The following is a 15,215-nucleotide window of genomic DNA, read 5'->3' on the forward strand; positions in this document are numbered from 1 at the left end:
AAATGATACTTAGCATTGCATTAATATAATATAACAAAACTCTGCGTAATCGTTTAACCACATTGTTAATGTAACATATATACATTTTTTTGTCCATATCACTATTCAAAGCAGCGGCATTTTAAATAGGATTCTCCTCCACTATATTCTTAAGCTATTTGTGTTGTTATGATTTGAAATCCTGATTACTTTGTCTTAGTTTTAAAAAACGAAAATATTGATTTCTTTATCTTAACTTTTTTTCCAACGAAATTTATAACCTCATTATTAATCAGCTTTTTAGAGCTCTCTTCAAAGATATTTTTATTTATTATTTCATTATTATTATTATCTAATGTATTTATAGCTTTTCTGATGCCAGTAGTTCTGTTATCTATGTCATGAGCATCAGAACCAATAAAATTATATATATTATTCTCTAAAAATATATGTGTAGTTTTTCTATAAACTAACATTTGTTCACTATAAATTATCATTATCTTCATCATTTCCATAATAATAAGAATATTTTCCTCTTGTATTCTCCACCGCATGCAATACTGTTCCTATAATATTAGCTCCCACTTTATCCAAAAGATTTTTTGCATCCATTACTATATCTCTTTTCGTTTCTCCCGCCCTTATAACTAAAATAGTCCCATCTACCTTTGTGGATAATATTTGTGCATCTGTAACCGCTTTAAGCGGTGCCGTATCCAAAACCACTATATTGAATTCTACTTTTAATCTTTCTATTAAATTGCTCATAGCAGAAGATGATAACATTTCTGATGGATTTGGTGGAATCTTCCCTGATGTTAAAAAATAGAAATTATCATTCCTTTTTTGTACTGCTTCTTCAATTGCAGCCTTTCCAAGAAGAACTTCAGAAAGTCCAATCAAATTTGAGACTTTAAAATTTTTATGAACTGAAGGCTTTCTTAAATCGCAATCCACTAGTATAACTTTCTTTTCATTTTGAGCAAAAGATGCAGCAATATTTCCTGCAACTGTTGATTTTCCCTCTGCCATTTCTGCACTAGTAACAGCTATTGTTCTTATTTCCTTATCAAAGGAAGAATATTGTATATTAGTTCTCAATGTTCTATAAGCTTCTGCAACTATAGATTTAGGTTTATCTTCTACTATGAAGCCGGCATGAATTCTATTATCAACTACTGTTTTCTCTAATTTATATCTTTTCATTCTATCTGCTTTATAACTCCTCGCTTCTTCTAATTTATATCTTTTCATTATTTCTAGTGTATAGCCTTTTATTTTCTCTAGTAACGACATGATTTCACACCTTCCTAACATCAAAATAAATTTTCTACATTAATAATCAAAAAGTACAACTTGCATTTGTTTACAAATAATTTATTAGCATAAACTTCATTTTTTAAGAGTAGATGATTTATTTTAATTATCTAGCGCATTAATTGATAAAAAATAGAATTTCTATCTCCGCTTTTCCTGTCAATTCACATCACTTACCTTCTTTAAATAAGTCAGGAATAACACCTAAAACTGGCAAACCTAAGATTTCCTCTATTTGCTCCCTAGTTTTAAATGTATTATTTAAGAACTCTAATAAGAAACTTGCTCCAGCACTGCCTATCAGACCAAGCAAAAGGCCGACTCCTATATACATTTTTTTATTTGGACTGACTGGTTTTTGAGGTACCTTAACACTTTCTACAACCTTTACGTTACCATTTGGTATAAACTCTCTAGATGATCTTATAAACTCATTTGTAACTGAATTCACTAAATCCCCAGCTAATGCTTGGTTTGCACTCACGTAACTAATTTCCAGTATTTGTGTATCTGTTCTTGGCGTAACTGATAAATTATCAAGAACATTTTCTGAGTTTAAGTTTATATCACTTGAGTCTATGGCCCTTTGTACTAAATCATTGGTCTTTATTATTTCTGCATAAGTCTTTATCAGTTTTTGATACATTTGCACATCATTAGTGCTATAGTTTTGATCCTGACCAGTAGTATTTTCTTTTCCTATAAAGACTTTAGTATTTGCTTCATATTTAGGTGGAATTATAAAATAGCTTATAATTAAAGCTAACAATGTCGTTACTAATGTTACTAAGAGTATCATTTTCCATCTTTTTATTATTGGATTTGCTATTTCATCAATTCTTATAATATCGTTACTCATCATTTAAACTTCTCCATATACAATAAATTTTTCAATAGTCCTAAATACAATAATTATATTTTTAGTAATTTCCTTCTCTTTCATTCATATTTTTAAAATAAAAAAATCCTAATGGAAAATTTCCACTAGAATTACTTTTAAAAACAAAAACTAGACTAAAACAAATAGTTTTAACCTAGCTAAGATATTTCCTCATAAAATTTTAGATAATATTTTTATTCATTAATATGCTTTTTCTTAAGTGTTACAAGCCTTCTACGCTTTATATTTTGTGATCTTGGTTTGATATTCAACAAATCTAATACAAACATTAAAAGAGGCACTCCAAGTAATAATCCCCAGACTCCCATAAAATGCTCTGATACTAAAAGTGTAATAAATACGACAAAGACTGGCAATTCAGTTTTATCTGCCATAAACCTAGGGTTCAATACATAACTCTCAAGTGCATGTAAAACTGCGATAATTATAAGAATATATAAAATCATTTTAAAACCGCCAACTGTGTATGCTATTATACTTAAAGGTATTAACGATGCAATTGTTCCTGCAACTGGGACTAAGCTAAATAAGAAAATCATAACTCCAAGGCCTAAAACTTGCGGAAATCCCAATGCAAAAAGAGATATAACAGATAAAATACTATTAACAAATGCAATAATTATTTGAGCTTGAATTACTTTTCCAAAGGAATTCAAAAAATTTATTCCGAAATCTTTTGTGTATCTATACAATATAGCAATCTTACTATCTTGAAACTCTGAGAAAAATTCTTTGATTTTCTCTCTTTCAACCATAAAAAAGAGGCTTAATATTAAAGATACAAAGATATTAAAACTCCAAGTACCTATATTGGAAGCATATTTTAAAAATTGATCAAATTTCAATAAGTCATTTATTTCAGAATTCTTAAAAAATGACATGAAATCAACCTTTCCAAAGTATGGGACAATGTACGTAGATAAAACTTCCCCACCAATATCTCTAAAATCAAATCTAGATATTTTCATTCCAATCTCTGTAAGCTGTCTAATAATTATTGGTATATACCTATAACTTGCAAAGATAATAATAGATGTCATGAATATGTATAAAAATAATGTTACTATTATCGGTTTCACCTTTATAAACTTATCTAACCGTTTCGTAATTCCTACTTGTAGACTGTATGCAATATATGTAAAGAAAAATGTAAGTAAAAATAGATTAAGCATTGATCTTAATATATACATAAAAAATACAATAATAAGAAGAACACAAATTCTTCTGACTATATCTTTTTTAAATAGTTCTCTTAAGAAATTCACATCTTATTCCCCCTTCTAGTAATTATTATATCCTATAAATCATATGCTTAAAACAAGAAATTCCAATAAACTTTTCCATATTAAGAAATTTAAATAAAATAGTTATGTTCTGGAACTATTTACCTTAATATTTAATAAAATCTTAATAAATTGCAATTATTTTGCAAACTGTTTGTAGTATAATATAAGTTATCGGATAATATTCAATAATCTATTCTACTTTACAAAAACCATATCTATAGAGTAGGCATAAAGGAGGATAAGATGAAAAAAAATAATAGAATTGGGGCTATAGTAGCTTCAGCGCTACTTATTACGTCAATATGCAACTCAGTACCGGCATTGGCGGACCCTAATGATAGTAATTTAACACTTGAACAAGCTATACAAAACATACAGGAATACGATAATGAAATTGAATATAACATGGGTAAGTTAAATCAACTAAAGGGGCAAATTCTTGAAAAAGAAAATGATATAAAAGATAATCAGGTAAAGCTTGATTTAACCCAAACACAATTTACTGAAAGAGAAAACCAGTTATCTGAACGATTAAAGGGCATCCAATTCAATGGAGGCTTTGAAGCTACACCATTACAATATTTAGACGCTTTATTTTCTTCAGGTGATATTTTAGATGCATTAAAAAGAGTGTCATTAATTTCTCAAATTTGTACAAGCGATAAAGATTTAATTTTAGAAACAAAAAAATCAGAAGACAATCTTTTAAACATTAAAACAACTATAGAAAAAGAAAATCAAGAATTGCAAACTGATAAAGATGATGTTGAAAAACAAATTAAGGACTTGGAAGATAAAAAAGATACTCTATTAAAATATGTACAAGATAATAACGCACTATTAACTGGAGATATAGGAATTACTATTCCTGTAACATTACCTTCTGATATTACAGATCAGGCTAAAGGAGTTATAGAAGAAGCAGAAAAATATTTGAAAGTTCCATATTTATGGGGAGGGGAATCTCCTGAAGGGTTTGATTGTTCTGGACTTATGCAGTATGTCTTTAATTCTAAAGGAATCACTATACCAAGAACATCACAAGAACAACAAAGTTTTGCCAAGCCTATTAGCATGGCAGAAATTAAACCTGGGGATTTAGTCTTTAATAAAGTTTCAGATTCAACTCATGTAGGTATGTACATAGGATATGATATGTATATTCAAGCTCCACACACTGGTGATGTTGTTAAAATAAGCAAGTTAAGTACCTCAAATATGAAATATTTTGGTAGAGTTTTAAATTAATATTAACTTAAAACTTTAGTAATCCAAGTACTAAATTAATACTGAGATGTATAAGATTAATTGCAACATATATCAAAAAATAAAATTATATACTATAAGCAAAGCAGCTAGTTTGATTAAAGAAACTAGCTGCTTTATTTTGTAAATTTTCATAAGATAATATATTGTAATATTTTATTATTTATAGAATATATATAAAATGGTATAATTTAATCGAATACATAATTATTGTGGAGGCGATTTATCATGAACAAAAATGTAAAAAAAATTATTATATTTACCGTTATAAGTACAGCTTTTTATACGTGGATGCCATCAACTATAAGCATAGGAGAACAATGCGCTTATGCATACTCCGGAGATGAAATAACATCTTTAGATCTAACATCAGAAGGTTCTATTTTGTCAATATACAATAGTATAACTCGCAAAGGAGATTATAGAGTAAAAAAAGGCGACAAAATTCCAGTAGTTATATATTCAAAAATTCCTTCTAATAAAACTAGCTTTAACTTGAGCACCATTGAAACTAAGGCCGCTGATATAAGAGTCTTTGTTGGAAATGAAAATATAAAGCTAAGTGATATCTATGGTAAAATAAATATCTCCGAAGGTCAAAGCAAGACTATTTATATAAGACTTTATGATTCTAAAAACGCCTCTGATAGCAATTATTCCTTAGAATATGAACTTGTTGTAGAAAGAGAAATGAATGATGAAGACAATATTATTGATGGCGATACTGAAGAAACTATAGATGATAATACAATAACTCTAAAAAACTATGATGATATTTACTTAAATCGATTAGTTTTATTCGATCCTAGCAATAATAAAATCGATTTCTCTTTTAATAAAACAGAACCTGTACAAAATATAAATGTTGATGAAAATATATCTTACATTAATGTTAAGGCTGTTCCAGAACAACAAAGCTATAAATTATCGATTAATGACAAAGATCTAGATCCTAGCGATGGTAAAGATACAAGACTTGTATCTTTAGATGAAGGAAAAAATATTATAAAAATTAGAATTATAAATTCTGATCGTAAAACTAGAGAATACTATTTAGTTGTGACAAGAGGTAACAGTTCGCAAGTAGCTTCAAATAATAGTACTACCGCAACTAATCAGAACCCTCAAATTGTACAAGCAGAAGCTTGCTGGCAATATAGAAAAGCTGACGGAACTATAGCTGTGGGATGGACATTAATCGGAAATGACTGGTATTACTTTGATGTAACCGGTGCAATGAAAACAGGTTGGATAAAAGATTCTTCTGGAAAATGGTATTATCTAAGAGAATCAGGAACTATGGCTAAAAATACTACAATTGATGGATATAAACTAGGTTCTGACGGAACCTATGCGTAAGCGTCAGAGAATCGACGCGTAGCGGTGGCGTAATTTAAGTGATAAAACAAACCCAACAGAAAAGTTTAAATTCTCTGTTGGGTATAATTTTATATGTAAAAAACTATTTGGTAGTCTTAACATGCAGTTGATCTGGAATGTTTTCTGACCATAGCATACACTTTTCTAGCAGGTCCATTTCTTTAATTTCTGAATTTGCTAACGCTTCAAATAAATATACTAAATACTTTTCCGCTGCTAAGCCATTGGCTTTAGCCGTTTCAACAATACTATAAAGAAGTGCACTTGATTTTGCACCTTTTGCTGTCTTGGAAAACATCTAATTTTTTCTGCCGATTACAAATGGCTTTATAGCTCTTTCAGCTGAATTATTATCGATTTCAAGACATCCATTTGTCAGAAAGGTTCTCATATAAGGTAATAGTTTTTGAGCATAAGCAAGAGCCTTACCTAAATGACTTTTAGGTAGAGCATTAACAATTTCAACATCTACATATTCTTGAAAACTCTTAAGAATAGGTGAAGATTTTATAAGTCTTATTGTATGTCGCTCATCATAATAATTATCGCTATCGATATATTGTTCCCTCAGTTCTTTTTCAATTGCATAAAGTTATTCACAATAATTAAACCCTTCTAGTGCATGTGATTGCTTTAAGGCTTCAGGGCTTAATGGTGATATTATTTCAAAGAATTTTCTTCGAATATGAGACATACAATATAGTCTTTTTATGTTTTTGACTTTATTATATCCTTCATATCCATCTGTTTGAAGATATCCTGAAAATCCTTCAAGAAATTCTTCTGCACAAGATCCAGATCTTGTTTTTTGATAATGATATAGAATTACTGGATTTTCAATGCCTCCGGGGCAATATAACCACATGAATCTTTTCCGTTTTCTTCAATAACCTTCAGGTATGTTTCATCAGCATGTATATAATTTCTTTTTAGTAATTTATCCTTCATATTTTAATTTCTGTTGCTCTATGATCATTTATTAAATCTCCACTAAGATAGTTTCACTTAAGCAATAATTATTTTCATTAATTCAATTTTTCCCCAATACATCTTTTCATTCTAAAAATCCATTTATTGTTCAAAAATACTTATATACTTCCAAGCTATTACATATATGCGATAATTACTTTTCTTCTGATTCTGACGAAATGTGAAAATTATATTTCGAATAATCGTCCTTTATAAAATAGACTGTATTTCATATTAATATCTGCTTTGATGTTAGTTTGTACTCCATTATTTTACTAAATGATTCTGCATATTATTTAATTAGTTTTTCAATTAACTTCTCATTGTAATTACTGAATATTTCTCTAAATCCTTCAGCTATTATATGAATAGAATCTATTATAACACTATTGAAATCAAATATTATATTACTCACATCCTTTAATTTATCTTTAAATTTCATATTTCACCTTATTTTTTAACTTTTTTTAAAAATTCATTTCTTATTTGAATCTATTTCTTAACAAATGTTTTTGCTAAATATTTTTTATTATTCTTCTGACACGTTCTAAATCTTTCTTTGTATCTACTGCAACTGTATCATGATCTGTTTCTATAAACTTAACTTTATACCCAGCTTCAATAAACCTTAATATTTCAATATCTTCTATTGACTCAATATTTCCTCTTTCTGAATTACAGTAAAACTCTAATGCTTTTGGAGTAAAACCATATACGCATACTTGCTTATAATATTTACAATCCCCCCCTTTAGGATACGGTATTGGTAATCTTGATAAAAACACGCCACATCCTTCTTTATTTACAACCACTTTAGGTACTGTATTATCTACTATTTCATAACTTTTTTTAATTTCTGTCATCATGTTAGTAACCAGTATTTCATTAGAATCATTATAAAATGGTTCAATTGCTTTTCTTATTGTTTCAGGCTTTATAGTTGGTTCATCGCCTTGAATATTTATATAAATATCAGCTTTTATTTTTCTCGCAACCTCTCCTACCCTATCTGTACCAGTAGGATGTTTATCACTAGTCATAATAACATTTATATCCAAATCTTCACACACTTTTTCTATACGCTCATCATCTGTAGCCACATACACGCTAGAAAACTCTTTTACCTTTATTGCTTGATTATACACCCACCATATCATTGGCTTTCCGTGTATATCAGCAAGTGGCTTTCCCTCAAATCTTGATGATTTATATCTAGCAGGTATTATCCCAATAATATTCATATAATTACATCTCCTCATTGTTCTTAAACTCTAATATTATATTAGAATATATTAATTTTATTATAACTTAAATACACTAAATAAATAATATCTCATCTATATCTCTTTAATAATAGTATTGTTATATTTTATTTACCCTTACTGTCAAAAATACTTTCAGTAATAAAATACATTTCCATTACTTTTCTCAATTTATTTATCTGTTTCAATATTTCCGTATTTTTTAACTTCATTTCACTGTTTTTAAAACTAAAATTCATATTTTCATCAATATAATTCGCATTTCCACCATATCCATCTAAACCACATATAAATACATTATTTATATTAAGCTTAATTAATAAATTCAATATCATAATTATAGAATTATCTTTAGCGCCCTCAACCTTTCCTAAAAGTTCATTGTATGATACTACAATCGCATCACTTTCATCATGCTTAATGTTTGATGTAAAAATAAATTTATGATTACTTTTTGATAAATCTATAGTTTTATTTTTTTCCTTATATTCATTATATCTCTTTTGATTACTAAAAAAACAATAATCCACAGATACGAAACTCGGAATATAATTTAAAGAAATAAGTGTAGCATTTTTATCTTTATTTATTTTTTTTATACCTTCTAAAACTCTTTTTCCTGATGCTATTATATATATATCTTTAAGAGTAATATCTTTTTTAAAGTCAACTAAATCTGTGTAATTGCTTATATTAGAAGAGTTAAAATCTATATAAAGTTTTTCTATGTACTCCTTATCAAATTCAACTTTTTTATCCTCTGGTATATCTTTCAAAATACTTTGAACATTCTTTATTGTTAATGTATTTTTATTCACTAAAAATGAAGCATAATTTGGATGGCAATTACATACTCCTGATATATAATATGATATAGAATATCCCCAATATTTATCTGAATATATTCTATTTATATATTTATCTATAATATCTAATATTGGTTCTATGTTATATTCTTTATCGTAATTTTTGTTTAAATGTTCAGTTATTAATTCAGTTGGTAAATTTCCAGCACCTCTTCCCATACCAAAAATAGATGAATCTATTATTACATCTCTATTCTGAAACATACTTATAAACTCTAATGCATTAGTATAAGCTAATTGTAAGTTATTATGTGCATGGAACCCCACTCTAATACCTTCTCTTAAATTATGGTTAAAAAGATATGCTAATCTTCTTATATCATTTGAATTCATAGCTCCGAAACTATCCACTATATACACTCCGTATATATCAAACCTATTACATACCGTAATTAATTGTAAAATTTCAGCATCTGTATAACTAAGAGTGACCATTGGTTGTATAAATACTTTATACCCCTTTGATATAAGAATATTTACATCATCAAACATCACTTTTAATTGATTCTTCTTAAATGTGATTCTTAACCCTGTAATCTTACTTTCTGCTGTTACTTGAGCCAAATTATTTAAATCATATTCTCCATAATTAATCATTATTACATAATCTTTGTTAATATCAAATTCTTTAATTCTCTCTTCTAGCGCTTGAATATTATTAACAATTGTTTTTTCTTTATCCCTAATAAACTTATTTAAATATCCACATTCAATTATGTCAACATTTGATTCATTTAAAGATTTTATTATTCTATTCATATTAAACGAATCAAAGTTCCAATTATTTATATATCCACCATCCCTTAATGTACAATCTAGTATCTTTATATTCCTCATTGAATTTATCCTCTTCATTTTTTATTTAAAATATTCTCATCTATTTATTCAACTATTATAAAATCTTACTCATAATCTATACCTAATTATATTATACACATATTTATTCTTCTTTTAAAATACAAAAAAATTTGTAACTATTCAGCTATAGTAATAAAATTCATTTCCAATATAATTTTAGATACAACAACTAGAGGTATTAACTTAACTAATACCCCTAAAATATCTTAGCTAAAATAAGGTCGGGTCAACTGGAACCATAGTAAAAATAGATTTTATGCAATCAAGAGTGTTCAATCCATTTTTACGAACCGTGGATACATATCCACGAATTCTAGTAAATGAATTTGCACCTTCCAGACTTCTAAATGTTCCAGAGATTTTTTGTTTAACCTTAGTCATTCGCAGATCACGCTCTGCTAGATTATTATCAAAAGGTATATCGAAGTCATACATAAAAGAAAGTATTTCATTTTTATAAACACTTAGCCTGTTTAATAAATTAAGACTAGTACTTTTCTTTACTATGTTTTTAGCGTAAGTCACACTATTTGCAATATAATCTTCTTTGAAGCCGTCTTCTAATATTTGAGTATATCTTTTTTCAAAGGCTTCAATTTTATCTAAGATTAAAGCGTTAGCTGTATTCCAATTCAAATCTACTTCTTTCTTTATTTCGATTAATAAATTTTTCATTGATTCTGCCCAAGCTTGTTTTTCTAATTCTGATGCACCGTTAAGTTCTCTCAAAATATGAGCTTTGCGTAGAGCGTGATCACAATTAGAATACTTATTATAAGTTTTGAAGCAGTCATGACTGCCGTTACGGTAAAGTTAGGTAAAATATTTATTTCATCTATAACTTTTTGTCTACACTTTTCATGTGCTTGATAGTAAGTGTATTTATCATTTGAAGCTACATGTAACCACTGACGTTTTTTATCTATATAGATTCCAGTTTCATCAAAATGTATGGCTCCAGCATCATTTGTAATTGAATTCTTTATCTTATTTTCTATAGGCCCTAAAGCATAATAACAACCTTTATTGAAATTAACTATTGTACCTTGACTTAATTTTATACCAAACATATCATCAATAAGTTCTGAACCACGCTTATAAGGAATTAATTGATACTGTGTCAAATAAAACGCTATAGCTTTTACCTTTTCACTATACTGGACGGTATTGGTTATACCCTCTGGAAATTTACCGATATTCTTTCGTCTACACTTTGGACATTTTTTAATTTCTGCTCTATGCTCAATAACTTTAACTTTTATCTCTGGTATATCTACAAATTGACGGATAATATGCCTTTCCGGAGTTACATCCTGTAAGGATTCTCCGCATATATGACACTTATAAACACCATGTATTTTTATTTCATCAGGATTATCGCTTAGTTAAAGAGTAGTTCCTTCGTGACCTTCTTGTCCACCAGGATTTTTACCTGATTTAGTTCTTAAACTTTTAGTTTTCTTTTTGAAACCATCTGACGATGGAGATTTGCTACTATTATTACTATTTTTATTTGCTTGGCTTTCTAATGATTTAACACGAGATGTTAGTGATTCGATCTGAGCACTTTGTTCTTTTATTTGATTAGACAAAGTTTTAATAACATTTATTACTTCAGAAATACCTTTATTATAAATCTCAATTATTTTGCCTTCGCTCACGGACATCACCACCTTATCAATAGTTTTTGAAAGACAGATTTTATAATACCAAAAACTATTGATAATAGAAAGTTTTTTAGAATTTAATAATAACATAGACACTTAAATTGATTTAATAGCTGAATAGTTACAAAAATTTAATAATATAGATAAATTTCATAAATTTACCTAATTTTCTATATTCCATAAAATAAATCCTAAGTACTTCATAATTTCATCTTTTAATTTATTTATAAATTAAATATTTAGGAAAGTATTATTGTCAGCATTACTATTATGTTGAGTATTAGTTAATTGTATTTCTTGGTTAATATCTATATTATTGTATTTTATTATTTGTTGTTTATATGTATTCAAATACATTTCATATTGCATTTTATTATTTTTAGCAATAGTGTCTAATATAAACCCACATGTAAGTGACAATATAGATATTATTATTAAACTAACAGCTAAAATTGCTGAAGGTACTTTGCTTACATATCTAGTATCGATAAATTCACATATAACAGGAATTCCGGATCCAAGTCCCAAAATAAATAACAGAGATGCTATTATACTAAAGAAAGCCATAGGCTTATAGTTTTTAAATAAATCTATTAACATATTCAATACTCTAAAACCATCGCTAACTGTATTAAGTTTAGATTCACTTCCCTTTGGTCTATCTCTATAATCTATTGCAATTTCTTTCAACAAAAATTTTTTATCTAATGCATGTATACTCATTTCTGTTTCTATTTGAAATCCATCACTTAGAATTGGCATTGTTTTTACAAAAAATCTACTAAATGCTCTATATCCTGTCATAATATCATTTATTTCATTTTTAAATAATACGCCTATAAGGGATTGAACTAATTTGTTTCCAAAGTTATGAAACGCTCTTTTATTTTCACTTTCATATGTACCATTAGATAATCTATCTCCAATAACCATATCAGCTTGTCCATCAATTATTGGTTTCATTAGCTTTCTTGCAAATTCCGCTGGATATGTATCATCTCCATCAACCATAACATAAATGTCTGCTTCTATATCTCTAAACATAGACCTTACAACATTACCCTTACCCTGACGGTATTCACTTACTACAATTGCACCATGTTCTTTTGCAACTGCAGAAGTATTATCTTTTGAATTATTATCATATACATATATATCTGCTTCTGGTATTTCTCTCTTAAAATCATCTACGACTTTACCTATTGTTAATTCCTCATTATAACACGGAATTAATATTGCTACTTTCATATATTTTCCTCCCAAATTATAATCTAATATACTAAAGTACTGTTATTAAAATCACTCCAGCAAAAATTAATGCTAAACCTATAATCTTTTTTATTGTTATTTTCTCTTTAAAAACAAGATATGATAATATCATTGTCCAAATATATGTTATTGATGTCAAAGGTAATACAATTGAATACTCCAAAAAATGTAATAAATATATATTTAATAAAGCTGATAAAAAGTATAATACTCCACCAATATACAAATTTATATTTAAAATTAATTGTTTTAAACATGTAAATTGTGAGGCCTTCTTTAGAAATAAGGCAGCAACTGATCCCATAATAGTCATACCAATTAATATAAGATAATATATCACTAATCACCGCCTCCAATTAAAACCACACCCAATATTATAATAACTACGCCAATAATTTTTGTTAAATTTATTGTTTCATTCAATATTATTTGTGCTAATATCAAGCTTAACACATAATTTAGACTTAGTACTGGTTGTAATACTGATAAACTTCCAAACTTATATGCAATAATCATCATTAAAGCACCAATAGCATATAAGAAAAATCCAACTAATAAAAATATAACGCCATCATTTGTTGACAACTTCCAAAATAATTGTCCAACACATACAAATATCGAAGAGATAATCATAAGTAGTATTCCATATTTATTTTTCTTTAAAGATACATATATTGAATTCATCATCTAATTTCCTTTATAAAAATTAAAATTTCCTCTAGTTTTTTATAACATTAAAAAATAGTATTTTTCATATTTAATTACTTTTTAATTAGGTCCAATAACGTAATATTATTGTTAAGCCAGTTACAACACTAAACAATATACCCGTATAATAAACCAAATTTGTATTATATAACAACAATTTATTGTTTAAGCTATATTTTCCAAAAAAATTGTTAGCAAATACTGCACTTACAAAAGGTATTGTTGGAATAAAATATCTACCTTGAATTCCTGTTATTGTATTTCCATATAATGATTCTACTAATGGTGTCCAATTTATATACATTGCTCTAAATGAAAAATATATAAATATTAGTAGCGATATAATTCCAAGTAATTTAAAATTAATTGATATTTTAGCAGCATTACAACTATCAATAATTATTACCCAAAGTAAAATGATAGCAAAAATAATAATCAGAGTAAATGGAATATTAGTATCTAACTGGCCAAATACTCCTACTATTCCATTAAAATAAAATAATTTATACTTCATAAAACTTCTAATTATTAATGGAATCATTATTCCGATATTATTATTTAAATATTGTTGTTGTAAAGTTATTTTTTCATCCACAGTTTGACCAATATTTATAGCTAATAAATTATTTATCTGACCAAGAGCGAACCCAATAATACATACTAGACCTGCAATAAATATAATTTTATAATAACGCTTTCTATTATCAAAGCTTTTCACTGGAATTGCTAATAGTACCAAAACAAAATGTGCATATGCCTGCTTTACAGCAAATAATATAAATAAAATACTACAAACTATAATAATATCTTTTACCAATATACTTTCTGATTCTCTTAATTTTAATATATATGCGAAAAGTAAAAATGCTGATGGTATAAGTAATGCATCATAAGATACAGATGCCCCTAAATATACGCTCATTGGCATAAGTGCTAACAAAAATAGTGTATTCTTATAGTATGGTGTTATCTTAATTGCAAAATAAATTGTAATAACATAAAACAGAAAATTAAATATTCTACCAAACAATAACAGATTAAAAGGTAATTCATACTGCTGTGGCAGCAAAATCTTACCTACAAAAATTCCTAGTGATGAAAAAATGTATGAAATTGGAGTTATATTTTGATTGAAATATTTATAAAATACTTTCCCTTCATTTTCTGCTATCAAATAACTATTATAATAATAATCTTTAAAATTATATTTAGGACTATCTATCCCCAAAAACTTGCTACCATTCTCATTAGCAAAAGTTATAACATTCTTAGGAAAATATTTTCCTAATTGATCATTAGATTTCTGAAGAAAAATTTGCCCATCTGCTATTGAATATGCATTTAAAAAATGTGCTTGCTCATCCGGGACACTCATTGGTGGTCCAAATACTATTAAAACTACACCAAGTATTACTGCAATACTAAAAAAATAATTATGAAGTTTATCTCTAATTATATTCATTAATTTCCTCCTTTAATCCAATATA

At 27.3% G+C, this 15,215-nt stretch carries 16 protein-coding genes and 2 pseudogenes; 2 read left to right on the top strand and 16 right to left on the bottom strand.

Going from position 1 to position 15,215, the window contains the following annotated elements:
- Nucleotides 1–185: 185 nt before the first annotated feature.
- The 4 genes from ACJDTP_RS02025 to ACJDTP_RS02040 form a co-directional block, all read right to left on the bottom strand.
- On the bottom strand, nt 186–476 hold the full coding sequence (locus tag ACJDTP_RS02025) for a CpsB/CapC family capsule biosynthesis tyrosine phosphatase (protein WP_406760338.1): 291 nt from the start codon (nt 474–476) through the stop codon (nt 186–188).
- On the bottom strand, nt 463–1,185 hold the full coding sequence (locus ACJDTP_RS02030) for a CpsD/CapB family tyrosine-protein kinase (RefSeq protein WP_103699049.1): 723 nt from the start codon (nt 1,183–1,185) through the stop codon (nt 463–465). The genes ACJDTP_RS02025 and ACJDTP_RS02030 overlap by 14 nt, the downstream gene beginning before the upstream one ends.
- A 280-nt stretch (nt 1,186–1,465) precedes the next feature.
- Nucleotides 1,466–2,158 (bottom strand): YveK family protein, encoded by a 693-nt coding sequence (locus ACJDTP_RS02035; protein WP_406760339.1) that lies wholly within the window; start codon nt 2,156–2,158, stop codon nt 1,466–1,468.
- 212 nt (nt 2,159–2,370) lie between these two features.
- The gene (locus ACJDTP_RS02040) at nt 2,371–3,462 is read right to left on the bottom strand and encodes an AI-2E family transporter (RefSeq protein ID WP_406760340.1); all 1,092 of its coding nucleotides are present in this window, start codon (nt 3,460–3,462) and stop codon (nt 2,371–2,373) included.
- Between the two features lie 264 nt (nt 3,463–3,726).
- Here ACJDTP_RS02040 and ACJDTP_RS02045 point away from each other — a divergent pair, with 264 nt between their 5' ends.
- Nucleotides 3,727–4,731, top strand: coding sequence for a C40 family peptidase (locus tag ACJDTP_RS02045; RefSeq protein ID WP_406760341.1), 1,005 nt, complete (start codon nt 3,727–3,729; stop codon nt 4,729–4,731).
- A gap of 246 nt (nt 4,732–4,977) precedes the next feature.
- On the top strand, nt 4,978–6,108 hold the full coding sequence (locus ACJDTP_RS02050; RefSeq protein ID WP_406760342.1) for a cadherin-like beta sandwich domain-containing protein: 1,131 nt from the start codon (nt 4,978–4,980) through the stop codon (nt 6,106–6,108).
- Between the two features lie 103 nt (nt 6,109–6,211).
- On the opposite strand, the gene ACJDTP_RS02055 is transcribed toward ACJDTP_RS02050, so the two are convergent.
- The 12 genes and pseudogenes from ACJDTP_RS02055 to ACJDTP_RS02110 all read right to left on the bottom strand — a co-directional run bounded on the left by ACJDTP_RS02055 (nt 6,212) and on the right by ACJDTP_RS02110 (nt 15,190).
- Nucleotides 6,212–6,427, bottom strand: coding sequence for a transposase domain-containing protein (locus tag ACJDTP_RS02055; protein WP_406760343.1), 216 nt, complete (start codon nt 6,425–6,427; stop codon nt 6,212–6,214).
- Nucleotides 6,428–6,997 (bottom strand): annotated as a pseudogene (locus tag ACJDTP_RS02060) (IS66 family transposase); the annotation flags it as partial.
- Between the two features lie 393 nt (nt 6,998–7,390).
- Complete coding sequence (locus ACJDTP_RS02065; RefSeq protein ID WP_406760344.1) at nt 7,391–7,540, bottom strand: hypothetical protein; 150 nt, start codon at nt 7,538–7,540, stop codon at nt 7,391–7,393.
- Between the two features lie 73 nt (nt 7,541–7,613).
- Complete coding sequence (locus ACJDTP_RS02070) at nt 7,614–8,339, bottom strand: 3-deoxy-manno-octulosonate cytidylyltransferase (RefSeq protein ID WP_406760345.1); 726 nt, start codon at nt 8,337–8,339, stop codon at nt 7,614–7,616.
- Nucleotides 8,340–8,467: 128 nt separating this feature from the next.
- Nucleotides 8,468–10,063, bottom strand: a complete 1,596-nt coding sequence (locus ACJDTP_RS02075; RefSeq protein ID WP_406760346.1) for an aldolase catalytic domain-containing protein — start codon at nt 10,061–10,063, stop codon at nt 8,468–8,470.
- 231 nt (nt 10,064–10,294) lie between these two features.
- Nucleotides 10,295–10,819 (bottom strand): annotated as a pseudogene (locus tag ACJDTP_RS02080) (IS66 family transposase); the annotation flags it as partial.
- A complete protein-coding gene (locus ACJDTP_RS28125) occupies nt 10,810–11,208 on the bottom strand; it encodes an IS66 family transposase (RefSeq protein ID WP_479723086.1) in 399 nt (132 codons plus the stop codon). The pseudogene ACJDTP_RS02080 and the gene ACJDTP_RS28125, both read right to left, overlap by 10 nt.
- Nucleotides 11,209–11,469: 261 nt before the next feature.
- A complete protein-coding gene (locus tag ACJDTP_RS02090; protein ID WP_406760347.1) occupies nt 11,470–11,745 on the bottom strand; it encodes a DUF6444 domain-containing protein in 276 nt (91 codons plus the stop codon).
- Between the two features lie 237 nt (nt 11,746–11,982).
- Nucleotides 11,983–12,999, bottom strand: a complete 1,017-nt coding sequence (locus tag ACJDTP_RS02095; protein ID WP_406760348.1) for a glycosyltransferase family 2 protein — start codon at nt 12,997–12,999, stop codon at nt 11,983–11,985.
- Nucleotides 13,000–13,030: 31 nt separating this feature from the next.
- Nucleotides 13,031–13,360, bottom strand: a complete 330-nt coding sequence (locus tag ACJDTP_RS02100; protein ID WP_406760349.1) for an EamA family transporter — start codon at nt 13,358–13,360, stop codon at nt 13,031–13,033.
- Nucleotides 13,360–13,704 carry an EamA family transporter gene (locus ACJDTP_RS02105; RefSeq protein ID WP_406760350.1) on the bottom strand — a complete coding sequence of 115 codons (345 nt, stop codon included), beginning with the start codon at nt 13,702–13,704 and terminating at the stop codon, nt 13,360–13,362. The genes ACJDTP_RS02100 and ACJDTP_RS02105 overlap by 1 nt, the downstream gene beginning before the upstream one ends.
- An 88-nt stretch (nt 13,705–13,792) precedes the next feature.
- Nucleotides 13,793–15,190 carry a DUF2142 domain-containing protein gene (locus ACJDTP_RS02110; RefSeq protein WP_406760351.1) on the bottom strand — a complete coding sequence of 466 codons (1,398 nt, stop codon included), beginning with the start codon at nt 15,188–15,190 and terminating at the stop codon, nt 13,793–13,795.
- Nucleotides 15,191–15,215: the final 25 nt, after the last annotated feature.

This window comes from Candidatus Clostridium helianthi (genome assembly GCF_045310795.1).
In the GTDB taxonomy this organism is placed as follows: domain Bacteria; phylum Bacillota; class Clostridia; order Clostridiales; family Clostridiaceae; genus Clostridium; species Clostridium helianthi.